Annotated in this window: 23 protein-coding genes and 2 pseudogenes; 10 read left to right on the top strand and 15 right to left on the bottom strand. The window is 46.8% G+C overall.

What is annotated here, in order from left to right:
- Positions 1-48 precede the first annotated feature (48 nt).
- The 3 genes from MIC7113_RS21645 to MIC7113_RS21635 form a co-directional block, all read right to left on the bottom strand.
- Positions 49-1,260 carry an aspartate aminotransferase gene (locus MIC7113_RS21645; RefSeq protein WP_015184320.1) on the bottom strand — a complete coding sequence of 404 codons (1,212 nt, stop codon included), beginning with the start codon at positions 1,258-1,260 and terminating at the stop codon, positions 49-51.
- 79 nt (positions 1,261-1,339) lie between these two features.
- Positions 1,340-2,494, bottom strand: coding sequence for an iron-containing alcohol dehydrogenase family protein (locus tag MIC7113_RS21640; RefSeq protein WP_155898247.1), 1,155 nt, complete (start codon positions 2,492-2,494; stop codon positions 1,340-1,342).
- Positions 2,495-2,689: 195 nt separating this feature from the next.
- Positions 2,690-3,211: a Ycf51 family protein gene (locus MIC7113_RS21635; protein ID WP_015184318.1), complete on the bottom strand. Its 522-nt coding sequence runs from the start codon at positions 3,209-3,211 to the stop codon at positions 2,690-2,692.
- 35 nt (positions 3,212-3,246) lie between these two features.
- On the opposite strand from MIC7113_RS21635, the gene MIC7113_RS36730 reads away from it, so the two are divergent.
- From MIC7113_RS36730 to MIC7113_RS38720, 3 genes are all read left to right on the top strand, one after another.
- Positions 3,247-3,408, top strand: a complete 162-nt coding sequence (locus tag MIC7113_RS36730) for a hypothetical protein (protein ID WP_216596338.1) — start codon at positions 3,247-3,249, stop codon at positions 3,406-3,408.
- 216 nt (positions 3,409-3,624) lie between these two features.
- Positions 3,625-4,719: a UDP-glucose 4-epimerase GalE gene (gene galE, locus MIC7113_RS21630; protein ID WP_015184317.1), complete on the top strand. Its 1,095-nt coding sequence runs from the start codon at positions 3,625-3,627 to the stop codon at positions 4,717-4,719.
- 66 nt (positions 4,720-4,785) lie between these two features.
- Positions 4,786-4,911 carry a hypothetical protein gene (locus tag MIC7113_RS38720; RefSeq protein WP_256374764.1) on the top strand — a complete coding sequence of 42 codons (126 nt, stop codon included), beginning with the start codon at positions 4,786-4,788 and terminating at the stop codon, positions 4,909-4,911.
- Position 4,912: 1 nt separating this feature from the next.
- Here the strand turns inward: MIC7113_RS38720 and galK are convergent, their stop codons facing one another.
- The 7 genes and pseudogenes from galK to MIC7113_RS21600 all read right to left on the bottom strand — a co-directional run bounded on the left by galK (position 4,913) and on the right by MIC7113_RS21600 (position 11,797).
- A complete protein-coding gene (gene galK / locus MIC7113_RS21625) occupies positions 4,913-5,983 on the bottom strand; it encodes a galactokinase (protein ID WP_015184316.1) in 1,071 nt (356 codons plus the stop codon).
- A gap of 155 nt (positions 5,984-6,138) precedes the next feature.
- Positions 6,139-7,413, bottom strand: a complete 1,275-nt coding sequence (locus tag MIC7113_RS21620) for an ATP-grasp domain-containing protein (RefSeq protein ID WP_015184315.1) — start codon at positions 7,411-7,413, stop codon at positions 6,139-6,141.
- Between the two features lie 94 nt (positions 7,414-7,507).
- Entirely contained in the window at positions 7,508-8,608 is a 1,101-nt protein-coding gene (gene galT, locus MIC7113_RS21615; RefSeq protein ID WP_015184313.1) for a galactose-1-phosphate uridylyltransferase, read from the bottom strand.
- Positions 8,609-8,625: 17 nt separating this feature from the next.
- Positions 8,626-8,821: pseudogene (locus MIC7113_RS39275) on the bottom strand (hypothetical protein); the annotation flags it as partial.
- A 42-nt stretch (positions 8,822-8,863) separates the two neighbouring features.
- On the bottom strand, positions 8,864-10,231 hold the full coding sequence (locus MIC7113_RS21610; protein WP_015184312.1) for a DUF3370 domain-containing protein: 1,368 nt from the start codon (positions 10,229-10,231) through the stop codon (positions 8,864-8,866).
- Between the two features lie 74 nt (positions 10,232-10,305).
- Positions 10,306-10,953 (bottom strand): response regulator transcription factor, encoded by a 648-nt coding sequence (locus MIC7113_RS21605; RefSeq protein ID WP_015184311.1) that lies wholly within the window; start codon positions 10,951-10,953, stop codon positions 10,306-10,308.
- Between the two features lie 283 nt (positions 10,954-11,236).
- The gene (locus MIC7113_RS21600; RefSeq protein WP_015184310.1) at positions 11,237-11,797 is read right to left on the bottom strand and encodes a (2Fe-2S) ferredoxin domain-containing protein; all 561 of its coding nucleotides are present in this window, start codon (positions 11,795-11,797) and stop codon (positions 11,237-11,239) included.
- A 429-nt stretch (positions 11,798-12,226) separates the two neighbouring features.
- Here MIC7113_RS21600 and groES point away from each other — a divergent pair, with 429 nt between their 5' ends.
- Positions 12,227-12,538 (top strand): co-chaperone GroES, encoded by a 312-nt coding sequence (gene groES, locus MIC7113_RS21595; RefSeq protein WP_015184309.1) that lies wholly within the window; start codon positions 12,227-12,229, stop codon positions 12,536-12,538.
- Between the two features lie 106 nt (positions 12,539-12,644).
- On the top strand, positions 12,645-14,285 hold the full coding sequence (gene groL / locus MIC7113_RS21590) for a chaperonin GroEL (protein WP_015184308.1): 1,641 nt from the start codon (positions 12,645-12,647) through the stop codon (positions 14,283-14,285).
- A 187-nt stretch (positions 14,286-14,472) separates the two neighbouring features.
- Here the strand turns inward: groL and MIC7113_RS21585 are convergent, their stop codons facing one another.
- The 4 genes from MIC7113_RS21585 to MIC7113_RS21570 form a co-directional block, all read right to left on the bottom strand.
- The gene (locus MIC7113_RS21585; RefSeq protein WP_015184307.1) at positions 14,473-14,880 is read right to left on the bottom strand and encodes an HNH endonuclease; all 408 of its coding nucleotides are present in this window, start codon (positions 14,878-14,880) and stop codon (positions 14,473-14,475) included.
- Positions 14,877-15,236: a hypothetical protein gene (locus MIC7113_RS21580; protein WP_041781125.1), complete on the bottom strand. Its 360-nt coding sequence runs from the start codon at positions 15,234-15,236 to the stop codon at positions 14,877-14,879. Before MIC7113_RS21580 ends, MIC7113_RS21585 begins: the two co-directional genes overlap by 4 nt.
- A gap of 74 nt (positions 15,237-15,310) precedes the next feature.
- Entirely contained in the window at positions 15,311-15,535 is a 225-nt protein-coding gene (locus MIC7113_RS21575) for a type II toxin-antitoxin system HicA family toxin (RefSeq protein ID WP_015184305.1), read from the bottom strand.
- Positions 15,532-15,735 (bottom strand): type II toxin-antitoxin system HicB family antitoxin, encoded by a 204-nt coding sequence (locus MIC7113_RS21570; RefSeq protein WP_041781124.1) that lies wholly within the window; start codon positions 15,733-15,735, stop codon positions 15,532-15,534. The genes MIC7113_RS21575 and MIC7113_RS21570 overlap by 4 nt, the downstream gene beginning before the upstream one ends.
- A gap of 162 nt (positions 15,736-15,897) precedes the next feature.
- On the opposite strand from MIC7113_RS21570, the gene MIC7113_RS21565 reads away from it, so the two are divergent.
- From MIC7113_RS21565 to MIC7113_RS21550, 4 genes are all read left to right on the top strand, one after another.
- On the top strand, positions 15,898-16,122 hold the full coding sequence (locus MIC7113_RS21565) for a hypothetical protein (protein WP_015184303.1): 225 nt from the start codon (positions 15,898-15,900) through the stop codon (positions 16,120-16,122).
- A gap of 173 nt (positions 16,123-16,295) precedes the next feature.
- Positions 16,296-17,450 carry a DUF262 domain-containing protein gene (locus MIC7113_RS21560; RefSeq protein ID WP_015184302.1) on the top strand — a complete coding sequence of 385 codons (1,155 nt, stop codon included), beginning with the start codon at positions 16,296-16,298 and terminating at the stop codon, positions 17,448-17,450.
- Positions 17,447-18,565 carry an AAA family ATPase gene (locus MIC7113_RS21555; protein ID WP_015184301.1) on the top strand — a complete coding sequence of 373 codons (1,119 nt, stop codon included), beginning with the start codon at positions 17,447-17,449 and terminating at the stop codon, positions 18,563-18,565. The genes MIC7113_RS21560 and MIC7113_RS21555 overlap by 4 nt, the downstream gene beginning before the upstream one ends.
- Before the next feature lie 3 nt (positions 18,566-18,568).
- Positions 18,569-19,522, top strand: a complete 954-nt coding sequence (locus tag MIC7113_RS21550) for a hypothetical protein (RefSeq protein WP_015184300.1) — start codon at positions 18,569-18,571, stop codon at positions 19,520-19,522.
- A 64-nt stretch (positions 19,523-19,586) separates the two neighbouring features.
- Here the strand turns inward: MIC7113_RS21550 and MIC7113_RS39055 are convergent.
- A pseudogene (locus MIC7113_RS39055) lies at positions 19,587-19,949 on the bottom strand (Precorrin-3B methylase).
- 108 nt (positions 19,950-20,057) lie between these two features.
- Between MIC7113_RS39055 and MIC7113_RS21540 the strand changes: the two are divergent.
- Positions 20,058-20,843 (top strand): DUF3891 family protein, encoded by a 786-nt coding sequence (locus MIC7113_RS21540; protein WP_015184299.1) that lies wholly within the window; start codon positions 20,058-20,060, stop codon positions 20,841-20,843.
- Positions 20,844-21,309 lie beyond the last annotated feature (466 nt).

Raw genomic sequence — 21,309 nt, 5'->3', positions numbered from 1 at the left:
GTAACTGTAGTACTTATCGCTGTGAGCTGTGCTACTTATGCAAAGAGTTTATCCTTCAGCCTTCAGCAGTGCTTCCGACTGATAGTAGATTCCGGATTGCTTAAATCGGCGCAAAACTTCAGCTAAGCGATCGCACTCGGCAATCAAACTAATCCGCACATACCCCTCACCCGCCACACCAAAGGCATTCCCCGGTGTGACAACAACACCCGTTTGCTGCAACACGTTGAGGGCAAAATCGGTTGAACTCATCCCTTGGGTACAAGGCACCCACAAATACATCGTTGCTTTCGTTTTGGGAATCGTCCACCCCAACTCTCCTAACCCTTCAATCAGAAAATCGCGGCGGCGGCGGTAACGCGTTTGGACTTCACTGACATAAACATCAGGTAACTGTAATGCGGTTTCGGCAGCGGTTTGCAACGCCGCAAAAATCCCATAGTCCAAATTGGTTTTTAAGGTTCGCAAGCCTTGAATAATATGGCGATTACCTACCACAAAACCAACGCGCCAGCCCGCCATATTGTAGGTTTTGGATAAGGTATGAAACTCGACACCAATTTCCTTGGCACCGGGAATTTCGAGCAAGCTAGTGGGCTGATAGCCATCAAAGGCGAGTTCGGCGTAGCACAAATCATGAACCAGTAGGATTTCGTGCTTACGGGCAAAGGCGACAATATCTTTAAAAAATTCACGCGGAGCTGTAGCAGCGGTGGGATTACTGGGATAGTTGAAATAGAGAATTTTGGCGCGTTGAGCCACCTCGTCGGGAATGGCTCCTAAATCAATTATCCAGTCGTTTTCGGGTTTGAGAATCAAGCTGTGCAGAGTACCGCCAGCAATCAACGGCCCCCGGAAGTGAGCTGGATAAGCGGGACTGGGGACTAAAACCAAGTCACCTGGATTAACGTAAGCTAGGGCAAGGTGAGTCAGCCCTTCTTTGGAACCCAACAGGGGTAAGGCTTCGCTATCGGGATCGAGTTCAACATCATAGCGACGGCGGTACCAATTGGCGATCGCACGGCGGAAACTGGCAGTACCCTCAAAGGGAGGATAGCCGTGATTGGCGGGATTTTGCAGGGCTGCGATCGCCGCTTCAATCACCGGTTGAGGTGCTGGGCCATCGGGATTCCCCATCCCTAAGTCAATCAAATCAAGTCCCTGCTCACGGGCACGCGCTTTCAGTTCATCTAAGCGGGCAAACACGTAAGGAGGCAGGGCACTTACACGCTGGGCGGGGGTAATCCAATCTAACTTCATCAGAAAACCAGGCTTTTCCTAAACTTAAAAATTATAAAGGTATCCGCCAGTGGTTTTAACCACTGGCGGATGTGAAGGCTTATTGAGAGTCAGTGACGGCTACCGTTAAACCCAGGGGGCTGCGACTTTTCTCCACTGGTGTTGTCGTAGAAACCATCGCCGCCATGAGTTGATCGGGTACGACTTCAAACGGTAGGCGATGAATGTCGGAATTAGGATTACAGGCAATTTCCGCCGCTTTCCGTAACTCTGCCAAGGTGATGTTTCCTAACCCCAAATCTTCCAGCGTTTGAGGTAAACCAATTTCGCTGTAAAATTTCAGCAGTTGTTGCCGTGCAGATGCCGCTAATTGATTTCCCTGAAGCATTTCTTCTAAACGCAACTGCACCAGAATCCCATAGGCAACTTTCTCACCATGTAGGGCATCGTGGGCCGATGGAAGATGGGTTAAGCCATTGTGAACAGCATGGGCGGCAACAGTCCGACACTGGGCACCCCCCAAACCGCCAATCACACCCGCGAGTAAAACCGTAGCATCCACCACTTCCCGCCAAGCTTCACTGCCCGGTTCTTTCAGGGCATCTGCTGATTTTTGAAACAGGATATCACGCAAAACTCTGGCCTGTTGGACAGCGGCAATAATTAGGGTAACGGGTGAACTGCCGCTACTGACAGATGCTTCATACCACTTGGCTAAGGCATCACCAATCCCGGCAATTAAGGTGCGTTGTGGTGCTGTCTGAATTAGGTTGTAATCAAGGATTAATAAGTCTGGGCAGTGGTTAAGGGACACATCATAGAGGAATGCGCCTTCATCGGAATAGATATTGGATAAAGCCGTCCAAGCCGCACAGGTGGCACCTGATGTCGGAATGGTTACAATCGGCAACTGGCACTGATAGGCTAAGAGTTTGGCGGTGTCTAAGGCTTTTCCGCCACCAATCCCAATAATCAAATCTGCTTGATGGGAGGCGGCAGCTTCTTTGAGGGCGGATAAAGAAGCTTCAGAGCAATCAGGAGTGTAGGAGGCTGAAGAATAGCTGAGTTGCTGTTGTTCTAGAACCGGTTTTAGTTTTGAGGTGAGGGAAGCTAGGGTGCGATCGCCTCCTACGACTAAGGGACGTTTCCCCAGACGTGCGATCGCATCGACCGATTGTTCCAGTGCTTGATTACCCCGCAACACTTGAGCAGGTGCAACCGATAAGGACAGTAATGAAGTTGGGGCTTGGTTCATGCCTGTAGCAGAAAAGTCAGTTGAGGATTGATCAGGTATATCATCCCGTTGCTGGGAGATTGTCATTGAGATCTTGACGAGTTGACCATAATACTATCAAAACAGTCGATTGCTCAACTTGGTAGGTTTAGACTGACACTCGCTGAGGGCTAGGTGAACCCGCCCCTATCAGGACCTGTTCTATCAATAAATCCTTTAAGCGCTGGGTTTTGGCAGTTGGGCAAAGCTTTCGGGATAGATATCAATCGCCATTTGTTCATCATCGCGGGTAGCCAGCGATCGCTTCACCTGCCCTAAGAACAGTGGCTTAGAAACACCCGGTTTTGGGTGAATAATAGTACGCGCCCGAACTGTCAACTGGTTATCTGCCCCGCCTCCTAAGCGTCCGTAAGAAAATAAGTCACTCGCCGCTTGGCGGAGAGTCGCTTCCAATTCAGTTTCGGTGATTTGCGAAGGGACAGTAATCACCGTTTGATTCCCACCATTGTCATACACCCTCGTAAAATGGACAGCACCGGGAATGGCAGTACGGGTAAAAGGGACCAGTGCCAAGGCAAATAAACTCCCGGTGAGAACCCCCATAAAACCGGTAATTCCCACGAGGCGGAACCGGATGCCCCATTTGAAAATAAAAGCCAGTGTCGCCAGGGCACCGCAGACTACGGTCAGAATAGCTGACCATTGGGTAAAAATATTAAAATCAGCGTTGTTGACCATAACGGAGTTGATATTTACCTGTTCATTTTCCCTGAATGATATTGAACCGTCAAAGCGCTGGGCAAACCTTCATAGCCGCAGAGGATTCAGTTGTTTCGCCTACGTATGTGCCGGATCTGGTGCATACGACGCTCGATTTGTTAATGGATGGCAAGTGCGGAATGTGGGATTTAGCGAATAACAGCGCGATCGCTTGAGTCCAGTTGGCACGGTTAGCTGCTTCTATAGCTGGTGTTGATGCCTCTCGTGTTGAAGCTTGTCCCACGTGAGAACTTGGTCTTACCACTCCCCGCCCAACCTACAGCGTTTTCGGCAGTGAGCGCGGTATGCTACTCCCTAACCTTGACAATGCCATGTCCCGGTACTTCGATGAGCGGCAACGATTTTAAAGTTTCGATGAGGAACAAGTAAACATGTCTCAGGGTAAAGCTACCATTTTAGTCACAGGGGGGGCAGGATACATTGGCTCCCATGCTGTATTCGCTCTAAAACAGGCAGGCTACGACGTAATCATTTTGGATAACCTGTCTTATGGACATCGAGAACTTGTAGAACAGGTCTTGAAGGTCGAGTTGATTGTCGGTGATATTAGCGATCGCGCCCTCCTCGACCAACTATTCACAACCCACAATATTACGGCGGTAATGCATTTTGCGGCTTTTATTGCTGTGGGTGAATCGGTCACCGATCCCGCTAAATATTACCGTAATAATGTCGCAGGGACTTTGACGCTTTTAGAAGCGATGGTGGCAGCTTCTATTAATAAGTTTGTATTTTCTTCTACTTGCGCTCTCTATGGCGTACCGAAGACTGTTCCCCTTGTAGAAGACCATCCTCAAGACCCGATCAGTCCCTATGCAACATCAAAGTGGATGGTAGAGCGAATGTTGTCTGATTTTGACCAAGCCTACGGTTTAAAGTCTGTCTGTTTCCGTTACTTTAACGCCGCTGGTGCTGAATCAACCGGGTTGCTGGGTGAAGATCACGTACCCGAAACTCACCTGATTCCACTGGTACTTTTCGCGGCTTTGGGCAAACGAGAGTCTGTCTCAATTTTTGGTACAGATTATCCTACCAGAGACGGCACTTGTATTCGCGATTATATTCACGTCACTGACTTGGCACAAGCCCATGTTTTGGGTCTAGAGTACCTACTTAAAGAGGGAGATAGTGAGGTATTTAATCTAGGGAATGGTAGCGGATTTTCGGTCAGAGAAGTGATAGAAAGTGCCAAGGAAGTAACAAGAAAAGAAATCAAAATAGTGGAACGCGATCGCCGACCGGGCGACCCACCTGTTTTAGTGGGCAGTAGCGACAAAGCCAAAAACGTTTTGGGTTGGAATCCTCAATACCCAGACGTAAAAGATATCTTGGCTCACGCATGGCAGTGGCATCAGCAGCGGCATGGAGCTTACTTTTCACGGGAAGTTCCGGCACTTCTAGAGGAGGAAACAAGGGAGACAAGGCAGAATATAGAGGCCACAAGGCCACAGGAACTAAAGACTTAGACCAAAAAAGGGGGTTATCAATGGGGATTTTGTATCAGTGGCTCTCCCTTAGGAACAAATTAGCGAATGCCGCCTAAAGTTGTTTTTGGAAACGCCAGTGTTGAAGCGGCGAATCTATGGGGTTGGTTTCTGGGTCACTTCATAACCCCGACGGATGACCCTCTTTCCACCCCTGTTTTAGACCAGACGTAGCCTAACTAACCTCCGGAACCAGAACACGTCCGGTATAACCTGATCGCATATACCGTTCCATCACATCTCGACTAATCGCCTCCCCCTTACCCGTAGCAACCAAAGCCACGCAAGCCCCACCAAACCCAGCGCCTGTAAGACGTGCCCCAAATACTCCAGACGTTTCCTGTAGCATCTCTACCAGTGTATCCAGAGCAGGCACGGAAACTTCGTAATCATCGCGTAAGCTAGCGTGGGAAGCATTCATCAACTCACCAAAACGCTCAGCTGATACTCCCTGTAGAGCCTCCAGTACTCGGTTATCCTCAGTGATGACATGACGAGCACGACGGCGTTGCGGTTCAGGTAAGTCTTCCACAGCTTGCGGATCGGTAATATCTCTGAGCGCCTTCACCCGTAGCAAGTGCGCCGCCTCTTCACACTCCGCTCGTCGCTGGTTATAGACACTCCCTGCCAGAGTGCGAGGCACACCACTATCTATTACTACAACTTCTGCCCCAGATGGAAAAGGTATTACCTGGCGATCGAGCGATCGCGTGTCGAGAAATAGCAGATGTTCCGTGTCCGCTAGGCTCGATGCCATCTGATCCATAATGCCGCATTGCACACCCGAATATTGGATTTCTGCCTGCTGTGCCAACTGAGCGATCCGTACATCATCGATATCTAAATTTAAGAGCGATCGCAACCCCCTAAGAGTCGCCACCTCCAAAGCGGCACTGCTAGACAAACCTGAACCAATGGGAACCGAGGAAGTGACGTGCAGATTAACAGAGGGTACGGTGTACTCTTCCTGTTCTAAAAGCCGAACACACCCCAAGATATAACTAGCAAATCCAGAGGGTGTATGATGACCTTCTGAAATACTCACCCGTTCGTCAAGTTCCACCGAGTAAAAGTGGTGCTGTCCATCTTTGCTCAAACCCAGTTGCACCGTAGTGCGTTGGGGAATAGCCGTTGGCAGTACAAATCCATCGTTGTAGTCAGTGTGTTCCCCAAGTAGATTCACCCGTCCCGGCGCACTAGCTTCGGCTTCAGGTAATGCACCAAATATCTGCTGAAAGTTCGTCATGGCTTATGAGAACAAAAAGTATTGATTTAATCATGTATTTTCAACGTTTTATTGGTATTAAAGCTAGCAATCTGACTTATGAAAAATTTTCCTGAAAAGCTGTATTCTCTCAGCAGCACTTTGAGTTTATTGGTGTCGTCATTGTGAATCAACGTTCAACTAATCAACTGCAATCCCTTCTCCTTTAAGTTCTGCTCAATATGCTGCATTCCCTCAAGCGTCTCTCCACTAACAATTCCGTAAATCTCGGTGTAAATTTTTCCGTATTTAACTTTTTCTAAAGCCGATAAAATTATAAATTCCTTACGTTTCAGTTCGAGCTTGAGAGTTTTTAAAATAGAATCCAATGTCCCATCCATGCGGTAGTCACTGGAATATTTAGCCACCTCTTTTCCCAATTCCAATAAAGTAGGGCGCTGTAAGCATAGTGGAGTTGAGCCATTGACTCGGAAATTGGCATCGATCGCATAAAGCTGTCCGTCCTGATCTTCCAATACATCAAAACCAATCACACCGAAATACCCACAGGAGTGAGCATATTGACCAATGGCAGTAATCATTTCATAAAACTTACTCATATCGGTTTCGCGGTAGTGAATGAGTCCCCCCAAATAATTACCTTCTGGGGTGACGAGTTGGCTTGTCGTACCGATCAGTGTAATTTCTCCAGTTTTGTTGATGTAGAACTGTACACAGTAGTTTTGTACTTCATTCTTGACAAACTGTGAGACAATAATTGTATCGAGTAACTGAATTTGGAGATATTTTCTCAGTTCTTCCAAACAATAGTTTAGATCGCTAGCATTTCTGATAATGTAAGTTCCTTCTCCTGAGAGTCCGTGAGACGTTTTGATCAAGTAGGGAAATTGTTCGGGTAATTTAATCTCTTCGAGACTAATTTTGTGCAGATTGTAGCTCTTATAGTTTGGACATTGCACCCCCAGTTCGTTTAGCGTCACTTTGCTGAGTAAGTGGTAGTGGGTATCTGGATTAACGGCGTGTTTTTCAGGTTGCAGATGATCAAATGGAAATAAAGTGATTATGTTCTCAAAGCGATCGCTTTGGCTCAGTTCCTCTAGATAAGTTGAGCAATCTATCAGCTCTATATTGCTATAACTATAGTTAAAATGATCGCGCCAGTAATCAACCAGCAACTTTTGCGGCTCAATAATCACGATTCCTGGAAGAGTATCACCTAACACCGCCAAATTTTTCCAAGCTTCCTTCTGACAAATCTTATCAAAAGAGGTTTTGGTGGCTTCACTACTACCATCTTGAAGAAAGTATTTTTTTCTGTTAGGGTAAGCGGCCCAACTGGCAGTTGCAGGATAATTTAGGATGAATCCATAACGTGCAGAAGTGATGTCTTGTGCAAATAAATCGGAGAAAGAATTCCCCTGAAAATATTGGAAATTGGATGTTAAGTTCATAGAAAACGGCTCCATTTATCAAAAGTTTCAGTTAGGGCATTCCGGATTAACTCTCGTTTGCGGGAGACTTCTTCATTTACTTCATTGAATTGATTCATACCCGCACCCCCGCTTCAAGAATGATCGATACCGCCTGCAACTCCTTCGCTTTCTCCTCTGGCAGCGCATCATTGGCAAACATTCCTGCTGCAAGTTCGGTTCCAGCTAAGTACTTCAGCTTGTCCGAGGTACGATATGGGGGGTAGAACTCGGCGTGCAGATGTGATTCCGGATGAGGTTGCCCGTCAGTCTGGGCTTGAAACCAAGCCATCAAGTAAGGGAAGGGGCGCTTCCACAAGCCGTCGTACTTGAGGGTGACAGTTTTTAAGGCTTTGGCAAGTCCTCTACGCTGCTTTGCCGTCAGGTCGATAAATGTTGCAACTGGCTCAATCGTTGCAATCCAAACTTCGTAGGGATAACGGGCGCAGGCAGGGACAAATGCGATCGCCTGTTCATCCAAATAAATAATCCGCTGCTTGTCCTCAATTTCCTTTTGAATCAAATCTTGCAGCAAACTCCGCTGATTTTCCTGGTAATAGGCCTGCTGGCGTTCCTGCATTCTTGCTGGAACAGGAGGGACAAACGGGTAGGCGTAAATCTGACCGTGAGGATGAAGCAACGTTACCCCCATCTCTACTCCCCGATTCTCGAAGGGCAGTACATACTGAATCTGCGGGTGTTCTCCAAGTATGCGAGTCCGGTCAGCCCACACCTGTAACAGTAAATCTAGGTGATCCAGTTCCAGGGAACCGAGAGGAGATTCGGGGTCTTGGGTAAAGACTACAACCTCACACGCACCATTCGCGGGTAGAGTTTCCACAATACTGCTAGGCGGGTCGTGTGCCACCCGCGTCATTGAAGCAAAGCGGTTGTCGAAAACCGCGATATCATATTGCCCCTGAGGCAGTTCGGTGGGAAAGTGAGGATCGATAAGGGGTGCCAGTGGGTTGTACTCAGGGGGCGGCAGAAAAGTCCGCCCTTGACGATGACTGGCGTAGGCAATCCATTCACCTCGCAAGGGATGCCAGCGCAGATGTGGATTGGCTCGAATCGGCTCATTACCAGGACTAGGAGCCTGGATGCCTTCCGCAATGGGGTATCTGCTGTATAGAGTCAGGGGACGCCCATCCGGCTTTAGCAGCTCCTGAGAATACATTTTCCTCTGGCGACCATTTACGTTTTAACTCCTGAGAGCATAGCGTCCTCCTCTTCTTCTGCGCCCCTGCCTAGAGTTGCATGTACGATCGCTTCAATGGGGAACTTCGGCGTGCAGTCTGCATACAACAGACCGTATTGCTTCCTAAAACGTATCGGTTAACTGGGTGTAACAAAATCCACTGAACAGTTTGACTTTGTTAACCACACTCAGTTATTGGGTGATTCAGTCACTCCATGTCCCACACATCGATTATTATTCCAACGTCCTCACCGTCAAAACTTGGGGCGGTGAAGCATCTGGAGGATAAAGAAAGTCTACTTGCACTAAACGTTGGGCAGAAGGGGGCATTTTGAGGGTAACTAAGGGTTCTCCTTGTTGACCCCGTCGTTGTACTAAATGTACATAACGACTCTGGGGTATTCCAGCATCATCGGTGTAGCGGACTTGAACCGTACCCCGGAAAAAGACTTGTTTGCTGGGTGGTTCCAAAAAGCGCAGTCCCCCCTGGAGTTCATCTTGCTTAATCGGTGTCTGAAGCGCCAAAGTGACGGTTTGAGTATTGCGGGTGGGATTAACCAAGGGTAACGTCAGGCTATATTGCACCCCATAGTTCCCATGAGCAAAGTAAGCGGTGTCTGGATAGCGCACCCGCATTCTCGCACTCTGACTTTGAGCTGTGCCCAATTTGCCGCCAGGGAGGGTACTCAGTCCATAGGAAAAGGCTTGTCCGGACGCAGGGATACTTAAAAATCGGGCATTAGGACGATCCACCAACTTCGCCTGCCATTGAGAACCTTGAGCCACACCGGCAACACGACCATAGATTATTCGTTCTGTGGTGGCATTAGGAGGCGTGGGAATGCGATCGCGTGGCCCTGATAGTTCACCTTTATCTAGTAAGGTCTGCCATTCTGCCAAGGTAGGAGGGCGTTCGTTACCCTGTGCATCAACAGGTGCATAGCGGGCAAGACTGGCAACGTAGACTGACCCACTACTTTGCAACCGCATCAAGGTGGAACGACCATTCAATGGAGGTTCCAACGTCCGCACGGGAATGGGTAGATTCAGCAACATTCGGCTTTGCTTGGGGGGAATCACCAACTGGGAAGGAAACTCAACTTGCCGCTGTCCCCGCAGAATATCATTCATCACACGACTGCCAGGGCCGGCATAAACAGTACCCGTTGGATTCTCCACAAAAGACGGCAACTCAATAAACGGCGCATCTGGTTGACTCAAGTAACTTGCCGCTTGCAAGATATCGACCTTGACTGACCTAAGCCCCGGATTGTAAACCATAACCCCTAGATAAAGAGTCCGCAAATCTTCGGGTGTTGCGGGTTTAGCAATATGGTGAGCAAAGATATCAAAGCGTCCCTTAAACGGAAAATTTAAGTGTGCACTGGGGGTGCTTTTGCCATTTGGGGGAAAGGTGGAGAGTAAAATGCCTTCTGTTTGTACGACCTCAGGACTGTTGCTATTGAATACCGGGACAGAATCAAGTTTTCCTGGGAGTATTCGCACGGGTTGCGGTTGGACAATTTCCACCTGGGGTGCGGGTGTAGGGATTGGCGTTGGGGTCGCTTGAGCCAGGGTAAAAATGGGCAAAAACGGCAGCATAGATGGATAGCTGTGGGTGACTTGCAAAGACACTACGATACAACACCGTACAATCTTTACACTTCCGGCTGGAACTAAGCCATACTTGCCTCAATCGCCCAGCGTGCCAATTCCGTGCGATTATGGAGACCTGTCTTACCCAGCATGTTAGAAACATGACTTTCAATGGTGCGCTGACTCACATTCATCTGCTCCGCAATTTCTCGATTCGCCATCCCCCTGGCTACGAACTGCACCACTTTTAATTCTGTGGGCGTTAACTCCACATCAAAGGGAACCTGAATTTTCGGTCCCGCCTCTGTTCCTGTACCGGAGTGATGAATTAAACGATTAGCTTGCTTCAGCGAGGATTCTACCTGCGCGACCAATTCTTCCGGTTCAAAGGGCTTCACCATGTAGACATCCGCCCCTTGGTTCAGACCCTTGACCTTGTCTTGACTTTGACCCTTGGCGGAGAGAAATAGGACTGGAATCCAGCTAGTGCGAGGGTCTTGCCTGACATGCTCGACCAGGGCGTAGCCGTCCATCTCCGGCATCATCACATCACAAATAATCAAATCAGGCACGTCTTGGTCTAAAACCTCTAGCGCTTCTCGACCATTTTCAGCGGTGATGACTTCATAGCCCCGGAATTCCAGGTAGTCCTTGACTAACAAGATGAGATTGGGGTCGTCATCAATCAGCAATAGTCGCTTGTTGTCTCTGACACCGTTATCTTTCATGTTGTGACACTCGTCATGCCGGATTGCTGAGATGGGTAATAACGTCTTCTGTATTATCCGCAGATTGGTCTAGACGCTACAACCTACTACGACCAACTTGTACCGGGAGAATTCGGTTCTCACACTGGCTTAGGCACAGAAGTTGCCTGTAATGCGATGCATTTGAGTTTTGTGCCATTGCTGTTCAAGCCGCACCAAAGGTACTAAAAAGCTTTGCTAATCATTATGCTACACCAATGCGAAATTCCGTGGGTATCAAATTGTTTTAGGCTATTCGGTCAATTTACTCAATACTTAACTCCTGACTCTGGGCAGCCGTCATCACATCAACTGTGGTAATGTGATCTCTCGATGGGGCGTTTTCCTCGGCATTGCTTGTAGCGGGTGGGGTAGGTTCTGGCAAGGGATGAGTCGCAATGGCATATTCTTCTACAACTTTGTTGCCGATGAAATGCTCCTGAATAATTTGTTCGATGACTTCTGGGGTAGCGTTGCGATACCACACACCGTCCGGATAGACCACCATAATCGGGCCGACGGCACAGACTCGCAAACAGTTTGCTTTGGTGCGGAAGATACAGTTCGGTTGAGTCTCGGTTACTTGGTCGAGGTTGAGTTCCTTGAGGCGATTTTTCAGGTAATCCCAGGATTCTAGACTGATTTGTTTGGGACAGCATTTTGGTTTAGTCTGGTCGGCACACAGAAAAACGTGTCGCTGAATTTGATGGATGCCTAAGCTTTGGATATTAGCGGCTAAAGCGTTTTTGGCTAAGACCTCATTGGAGATTGAGGGTTCAGGATGAGATAATTCTGCTGGATTGTGATTGGTTGGATTCGCTGGCATTTCCACGGAGTTGTTTGATCGACGGATTTCACTTAAAGACGCCCAAGCGCCGCGATTAATACTCTATCTATCTTCATCTATAGCGTGATTCGCTAGCTTCAGGCCGACGCTGCTAACGTGGCTACCACTGAATCTTGTCGGCAATCACAATAGATTTGGCTCACAATTAGTTCTGAACCATTCATAAGCTGAGTATTTTTACTTATTTCTTGTCGGAATTGAGCGTTCAGGCTTCAATCCATAGCTTTTTTATAGATTTCTTTCTAAAGCTTTCCAGGTAAGGATTTGAGCCAACATGAATCGATAAGTTCGGGAACCCGTACAGGAAAGTTTGTTGCGATCGCATCCCTTAGTTGAGTAAATTAGCACTCAGGAGCTGAGAGTGCTAACTCAGTTCAGAAGAATCTAAATCGGGAGAGATTTATATATATGGCAGCTGTATCTCTAAGTGTTTCCACTGTTAAGCCGTTAGGCGATCGCGTTTTCGTCAAGGTTAGCGCCGCTGAAGAAAAAACCGCTGGGGGCATCTTGTTACCCGATAACGCGAAAGAAAAGCCTCAAGTGGGTGAAATTGTGGCTGTCGGTCCTGGAAAGCGTAACGATGATGGAACTCGCTCTGAAGTCGAAGTGAAAGTCGGCGACAAGGTTCTCTATTCTAAGTACGCGGGTACCGACATCAAACTGGGTACAGAAGAGTACGTCTTGCTGTCGGAAAAGGACATCCTTGCCGTCGTTAGTTAATAACGAGAGCAAGTTGTAAAGTTGGCAAGTTGTAAGTGTCAACCTTCAATCTTAAACCTTCAACCTTTAAACCTTCAAACTCTTTACTGACTGAACTCGACATATTATGGCTAAGCGCATCATTTACAACGAAAATGCTCGTCGTGCTCTAGAAAAGGGCATGGATATCCTAGCTGAAGCTGTGGCTGTGACCCTGGGTCCCAAAGGCCGCAACGTTGTGCTAGAGAAGAAATTTGGTGCACCTCAAATCGTGAATGATGGTGTCACCATTGCTAAAGAAATTGAACTAGAAGACCACATTGAGAACACAGGGGTGTCTCTGATTCGCCAAGCGGCTTCTAAGACCAATGATGCCGCAGGTGATGGCACCACAACAGCAACTGTGCTGGCTCACGCCATGGTCAAAGAAGGCTTGCGTAACGTGGCTGCTGGTGCAAATGCAATTTCTCTCAAGCGTGGGATTGACAAAGCAACGGGTTTCCTCGTTGACAAAATTGCCGAACATGCCCGTCAGGTTGAAGATTCCAAAGCCATTGCTCAAGTGGGTTCAATCTCTGCGGGTAACGACGATGAAGTCGGCAACATGATTGCCGAAGCCATGGATAAAGTGGGCAAAGAAGGCGTGATTTCCTTAGAAGAAGGGAAGTCGATGACCACCGAACTGGAAATCACCGAAGGGATGCGCTTTGACAAAGGCTACATCTCGCCTTACTTCGCCACCGACATGGAGCGGATGGAGGCCATTTTCGATGAGCCATTCATCCTGATCACCGATAAGAAAATCACCTTGGTACAAGACTTGGTACCTGTGCTAGAGCAAGTGGCTCGTGCCGGTCGTCCTCTGGTGATTATCGCTGAAGATATTGAGAAAGAAGCCCTGGCTACCCTGGTGGTCAACCGCCTGCGGGGTGTGCTGAATGTAGCGGCTGTTAAAGCTCCTGGTTTTGGCGATCGCCGCAAGGCTATGCTAGAAGACATCGCCATTCTCACTGGTGGTCAACTGATTACCGAAGATGCGGGTCTGAAGCTGGACAGCACCAAGTTGGATATGCTGGGTAAGGCTCGTCGCATCACCCTCACCAAAGACAACACCACAATTGTGGCTGAGGGGAACGATAAGGAAGTTAAGGCTCGTTGTGAGCAAATCCGCCGTCAAATGGAAGAAACCGATTCTTCCTACGACAAAGAGAAGCTGCAAGAGCGCTTAGCCAAGCTAGCTGGTGGCGTTGCGGTGGTGAAAGTGGGTGCTGCCACGGAAACCGAAATGAAAGACCGTAAACTGCGCCTGGAAGACGCCATCAACGCGACTAAAGCGGCTGTGGAAGAAGGAATTGTTCCCGGTGGTGGTACAACCTTGGCTCACCTCTCTCCTCATCTGGAAACTTGGGCGAATGACAGCCTGAAAGATGAAGAACTGACCGGTGCTCTGATTGTGGCTCGTTCTCTGGCTGCACCACTGAAGCGGATTGCTGAAAACGCCGGTCAAAATGGCGCGGTCATTGCTGAGCGCGTTAAGGAGAAGGAATTCAACGTTGGCTTTAATGCCGCAACGAATGAATTCGTTGACATGTTTGAAGCGGGTATCGTTGACCCTGCTAAGGTGACTCGTTCCGCACTGCAAAACGCAGCTTCCATCGCAGGTATGGTGTTGACCACCGAGTGTATTGTGGTTGACAAGCCTGAGCCGAAGGAAGGCGCTGGTGCTGGCGCTGGCGGCGGCATGGGCGGCGGCGACTTCGACTACTAATATCTAGTTGGGTGGGCATTGCCCACCTGCGGGTTAAAACGGCTACTTCCTGATGGAGGTGGCTGTTTTTTTGTTTTTATAGGGGAAATCTGCTGGCGAGTGATACCATCTCCCCATTGATAGCCCCCCTTTCCAAATGAGCGTATTTTTTTCCCTAGCTCCCCAGCTTCTCCGCCTCCTGTTTAGTTTATTCAGTTTCTTTTAGTTCCTCTGCTCGTCTGCGTTCTGCACGACGCTCAACGCTGTTCAATCCAAGGAGTTGTACAGTTGTTCTTCCTTCCGGAGTTAAGCCACTAATTTCGTCGTCTCTTAAGGAGAAATGTTCGCTCCATTGTTGAGTGCGGGGATTGTACAAAAAACTAAATTGGTTGGTTTGTGGATCGAAGGAGCCAAGATCGGTTCCTTTGTAACGGTTACACCGCCAGCAGGCATAGGCTAAATTTTCAGCAATGGTTTCACCGCCATGCTTGAGGGCAATCACATGATCTACCTCATGAGCATAGAATGTGACATCTGCTGAAATTTGGCAGTATTCGCAGCAATATCCAGATCGCTCTTGAACCAAACGACGTAGGGATTCAGAGATATATGTCACGAGTTAGAGGTAGAGGGGCGCGTCAGGTAGGGGAGGTTGCCAAGCTTGAGCATGATTGCGAGATGTTCTATTCGCTCATATTCGTTGAGTTCTTCAATCTCAGTTGGTGTGATATTGCCACTTTGATTTTTGGCAAGTAACGTACTGAGCCGCTCTTGCATCTCAGGTGTGGGGCGAAAGGCGGCTATTTGTTCTGGGGTTGGCTGACTCGTGAGGAAGTCCAGAATGTAGCGGTAAACATGAGCCGGAAGGATAGACTGCTGAACGCACTGCCTTAATAATTCTGGCAAGCGATCGCCTAATTGAGTCAATTGTTCTGAGAGGTCGTCTGGAATTTCAATCGTGATAGTTGCCACAGCAAGAGCCACGCAATAACTACACTATTTGCTATTCTATGCCGGGTTGAGAGGTTCTCTGTACGATGATAACCTTACTCCGTTTTCCATTCGTTCTCTGGAATATCTGCACCAACCATAATGTTTCGGAGTGTGCCGATGGGCAAATCACGTCCCTTGTGGTAGGGCACAATCACCTGAAGCTGACGATCAAGATTGCGCCACTTGCGATGACTACCCTTTTGAGAAATGAGTGCAAACCCATAACGCTCCAGAATTCGTTCCACTTCATCTGCATTCATGCGACGGGTGCGGGTCATCCAACCGAAACCTCGCGCAAAATGGCTCCTGATTTTAACTCGATTGGGTCTGGTTCGAGATAAAGTGCGATCGCTTCACGAATATTTTCTAATGCTTCTTCTTCGGTTTCTCCAGCCGAAACACAACCGGGTAATTCTGGACACCAAACAGACCAATCTCCCGTTTCAGCATCGGCTTCAAGCACAACACGCCATTTCATCATGGTTTCCCCTTCGGATGTTGGGTCATCAAGTTTTACTCAATTGTTCTGAGAGGTCGTCTGGAATTTCAATCGTGATAGTTGCCACAGCAAGAGCCACGCAATAACTACACTATTCGCTATTCTATGAGGAAATCAGTTTGTAAGTACGGAGTGAGAACCATGCAGAGCATCACACTAAAATCCCATATCGGTAGCGATGGTCTTTTAAAGGTTCATTTACCTGACATAAGAGATACGGATATCGAGGTTGTGATTGTCTATCAAACGACGCTGTCCAAAAGTGTTGAAACTGCTTTTCTTTCACAGTTTTATGGATGCATTCAGGATGACTCCTTTATTAGACATCCTCAAAATGAACAACCTGAGCGCGAATCTCTGGAATGAAATATCTCCTTGATACAAATGTTTGCATAATTTATCTAAAAGGCAGGAACTTGAACTTAAAATAGAGGCTTGAGTCAGTTCCTATGCAATAAGAAAATTAATAATTTTTATAATAAATGCTCAATTAGGCTAACAGATAAGTAAATAAGTATTAATGCCAAGGAGTACCCGTCGTGACCGAGCTGAAGAACCGAGACAGAGAACTACTTGACGAAGACACTTTAGACGAAGAAGACATTGATGAACAAGGATATGAGGCTAGTGATTTCCGGTACGATCCTGAAAAAATTAACATTGTTACCAGAGAACCAACAATTGAGCAACTACTTAGACGCATCAATGAGGACGCGCTTAACTTAGCACCTGAATTTCAGCGTCAAGCAAATATATGGAAGCCTGATGTTAAAAGTCGGCTAATTGAATCTATTCTAATCCGTATTCCACTACCAGCATTCTACATAGATGCTACTAATGAAGAGCAGTGGTTGGTTGTAGATGGATTACAACGGCTTTCTGCCCTCAAACAATTTGTCAGCGATAAGAGTGATAAGAAGCTCAAGTTATGCGGGCTAGAATATCTTAAAGAACTTGATGGCAAAACATACGATCAGCTGGAGCGTAGATACCAGCGTCGCATTGAAGAGACTCAAGTAACAGTCTATTTGATTGAAAAAGGTACACCTCCTGAAGTTAAAAATAATATTTTTAAACGCATTAACACAGGAGGTATGCCTCTTTCACCACAAGAGTTACGCCATGCTCTTAACCCTGGCAAGGCAACTCAACTCTTGGCTAAACTTGCACAATCTAGAGAATTTAAGCAGTCAACAGATATTACCGATCGTAGTAAGAGCCGAATGGTAGATCGTGAGTTAGTACTTCGTTTTTTGGCTTTTACAATTAATTGTTACAAAGATTATGATGCTAAAATATTAGATGATTTTTTAAATGATACAATGGTAAGAATAAACCACATGTCTCAGCAAGAGGTAGATACTCTTGAGCAGAAGTTTATTCAGGCGATGAATACAGCCTTTGATATCTTTGCAAAATATGCTTTTCGTAAGCGTTCTAAAGAAAGCATCCAAAAAAAATATCGGCTCAACAAAGCATTGTTTGAAGTGTGGTCTGTAATTTTGGGACAGCTTAGTGAGCGAGAAATCCAAATTTTAAAAGAGAAAAAGCAAGATTTAGTTGATAATTTTATCAACTTACTAGAAGATGATGAAGATTTTCAAATATCTATTTCTCAGAGTACCAGCAAAGTGAGTCAAGTCAATTATCGTTTTAGCACTATTGAAAGACTAGTCGAGAAAGTACTGGCATGATTCATTCTTTATGCTTGAAAAACTTCAAACCTTTTGAGTCCGAGTTCCTTGAGTTTAGAGCGCTAAACCTGCTTTCTGGTCTTAACAGCACAGGCAAATCTTCAGTACTTCAAGCACTCCTGCTGCTACGTCAATCTTACCAGCAAGGCTTATTACCGAAGATAGGTTTGGCACTGAATGGGGAATGGGTTCATATTGGTACAGCTCAAGATGCTTTTTGCGAGAGGGCAAAAGAAAACTATGTCGGATTTGAGATTGTTTGGAAAGATAACAATAAAGGGATATGGCGTTTCAACTACGACTCAAAAAAGAAAGAGGCTGATGTTTTGAATCTTGCTTTAGAACCAACTGATTCTGAAGTCTATCAATCAAGTCTTTTTAGCAAAAAATTCCACTATCTTCAGGCAGAGCGTATAGGGCCGCGTCCTTTTAATGACATATCAGATTATCAAGTGCAGCGACTGGGGCAACTTGGAACTAGAGGTGAATACACTGCTCACTTCCTCTCACTTAATGAAGATAAAGATATTCCTAACAATCAACTGAGTCATCCGATGGCAAAGTCCAACGATCTGAGTAACCAGGTCGAGGCATGGATGAGGGAAGTCAGCCCTGGTACACGTATCAAAATTAATTCCAACCCAGATATGGGTCTGATAAACTTACAATACTTTTACGGAGATAGTAACCCCTATCGTGCTACCAATGTGGGGTTTGGAATTAGCTACACCCTACCAATTATTGTGGCGGCGCTTGCATCTCCTCCAAGCACACTGATTCTGATTGAAAACCCAGAAGCCCATCTGCATCCTAAAGGGCAAGCAAAAATGGGCGAGTTGTTAGCGCTTGCTGCTAGTTGTGGTGTTCAGGTTGTGATAGAAACTCATAGTGACCATGTTTTAAATGGGATTCGTCTTGCCGTTCATGACGGAAAGCTTAATCCCAAAGATGTTCAGTTGCACTACTTCCAGCGACAAGAGAAACAAGGGCAAGCTTTTACTGAAGTAGTTTCACCACACATCGATCGCAACGGACGAATTGATCAATGGCCAGAAGGCTTCTTTGATGAGTGGGATAAGAGTTTGGAGGCTTTATTAGAACCAGCAGGAGAATAAGACATGGATTTAGAGATGGTACTCAATGAACTGTCTCTGCGAACTCCTGCTGCTGATATTCCAACAGCACAGCAATTAATGTCAGAGCTGATTGGCACTGTACGACAAGCAACTACCAGTGGTGTGAAGCGAGTACTTCGCACTTCGGATGAAATTAACACTATTGAACTCGCACCTGGTTATCCTGTAGCTCGTTGGCGCAACGATTCGACGGTAAATCGGGAAGAGCGTACTTTCTTCAGAACTCTCACATCAAAAGCTCCCTTCTGGACTGATGTTGCTGAAGAAATTAAAGGCAACTTTGATTTGTCTCAGGTTTGGCATCAAGGAGAGGAAGCAAAAGGACTTGGCTTTGCTGTAGTGATTGATGCACTTGCGGTGAGCTTGATTTCAGAAGCACGATGGGATTGTAGCCGTTTAGAGTTGGAAGTTAGACGGTTTGATGAAAATGAAGATTTAATTGATGAACGGCTAGAAATTATCCACGCCAGTCGTAGCAACCATGTACAAGAACACTCTGATTGGATTAACAACCGTATCCGCTCAAGAGTGGTTAACGGGTTAGAACTCTGGAATCGTAAAGATGAGTTATTCCCCAACCTGATATTCTGCGAGGCAGTGAGTGAGCAATTGCAGAGCCTTGGCGCTGAAAACCCTATATTACAGCTTGTTAAAAATAGATTGTCAGAGCTTGAAGACTACTGCAAGGGTTGGACAGATGAGATTTTTGAGCCAAAGATCCTTAGGAATGTTTCTCCAGAAAGCCAGGTCACACTTCAGAATCCCAAGTATAACAAAGAACGAACATTTCTTTGCCCCGATGGTAAGGAGCGAGTCTTCAGTTGGCACGCTAAGCTGTCGTTTGGCTGGCGCATTTATTTCTTTCCAAATGAGCAAAGAAAGATGATTGTCGGTTATGTTGGTTGTCACCTTAAAACTGTGAAATACTCTAATTAATCTCAAAATTCAAGAGTTTTTCTAAATATTTTGAATAATCAGCGATCGCACTTTCCCCACAATCCTATTTCGACTTTCGTTTCGACTTGGGTGGCGTTCGATGTGCCCCAAAATATTTTTCACTCCGATATCGAAGCCACACCCGCAACTGCTGCGGAATCTGGTCTTTTTGTTCTTTCGTCAACATATTGTAAAGCGCTAAAGCCCGATTTCCTTCGGAATAGACCTCTCCAGAAATTAGATTTCAGCGCAGGTAAAACAAGGGTTTCAGGTTCTTTTTTGGAGATGTCTAATAGCTTCGCTTAACGCGTTCTCCCCGACAAGCCGCATTATTGTGAGCATCCCAGTAGCTACGGGCAACCCGAATCCGCCGACAGACTTCCTTAATTAGCGCTTCTCCCGTGAGGGGATGTTCCTGCTTTGCCATACTTCCATCAGAACGCCCTACCCTAAAATCCTAACCCCTAGAATGAAGGCGTTTGCCCTTTCTGCGGTCTAGTGTTTGAACATAAGGATTGTGCAAACAGGGGCAGTCATGTTGTACCGCACCATCGGTGAAAATCGGATTTGTATTACTCAACCCACCCATGCCTGGGTTTCTGGACAAATGGCTCAGGTTTGGGGCAATGAGATGTTTGGCTCGGTTGCTCCTTATGAAGCCGTTTGCTTGGGGGCTGAACAACATGACATCGGTTGGCTACCGTGGGAATCCGCTCCCACCCTTAATCCTGACACGGGCTACCCTCACAGTTTCCTGGAAGTTGCACCCCAAGTCCATACAAAACTATGGGCAGGGGCAAAACACCTGGTAATGCCGATGGGACGGTATGCCGCACTGCTCGTTTCGCTGCATGGAACAGGATTGTATGAACGCTTTACCCACTGGAAAAACTCACCGGAATCGACAAGAGTTGTCGAAGCTTTTTTGCAGCAGGAAAAAGAATTCCAACGGCATTTGATTAACCAGTTAGAGCAAGATTCGGCTTATCAACCGTATGTTACGCCAGAAGCGATCGCACGCAATCAACGACTCGTCGCTACCCTGGATGCCTTATCTCTGGCAATTTGTATGGGCGTAACCGCACAAAAGCAGATTGAGCAAGTTCCATCGGCAACGGGAGAAACGACTTTAACCTTGATACCTATTAATGATGACTTAACTCAGTTGTCGGTAGAGCCTTGGTGTTTCCAGTCTGATGAGGTAACGGTGGTATTTGAGGGACGGATCTTAACGCAGAAAGCCAACGACGAGCCAACCATGCGCGAGCAACTTGCCAATGCTCCTTGGGTAACACTCACAGCAACACTTCGCCCCAGATAGAGGAATAATGTTTTGAACTGGAAGGGGAGTAAAAATCAAAGCCTCTCTCTTTGTAGGAGAGAGGTCAAAGTGCACCTCATCCCATCGAGAAAGGTTATATATTGTCTTTCCAGAGAATTAATTAACCAGTACAAATCCACCAAGACCATTGAATTTTCGGAGTCATTGAATAGGCTTGCTATCCTCGAAATAGAATAATAATTTTGCTGTCATCGGACGCCATGATGGGAAACAATACCCGCTAAATGTTGTCAAAGTTAAGAAGGGTGGCAGACAGCAAAAGCTAAAAACATTTAGCCAGTCATGCGTTGAGTTAACTTCTGTTCTCTCGTTTTGACCCAGTCAACTGCTTCACTTTTCACGAAAAAATGTCTAAATTTTCTCTGTACCCAATCTCGCGTGTTGCCCATGCTGCATTAGCGAGTCTACTCACCGTATTCCGCCGCTTGGGGGGCCAACGCCAACG

Origin of the sequence: Allocoleopsis franciscana PCC 7113 (assembly GCF_000317515.1) — a bacterium.
Lineage (GTDB): Bacteria > Cyanobacteriota > Cyanobacteriia > Cyanobacteriales > Coleofasciculaceae > Allocoleopsis > Allocoleopsis franciscana.
Note: the sequence above shows the minus strand (reverse complement) of the source record. Positions and strands in the feature narration are given on the sequence as shown.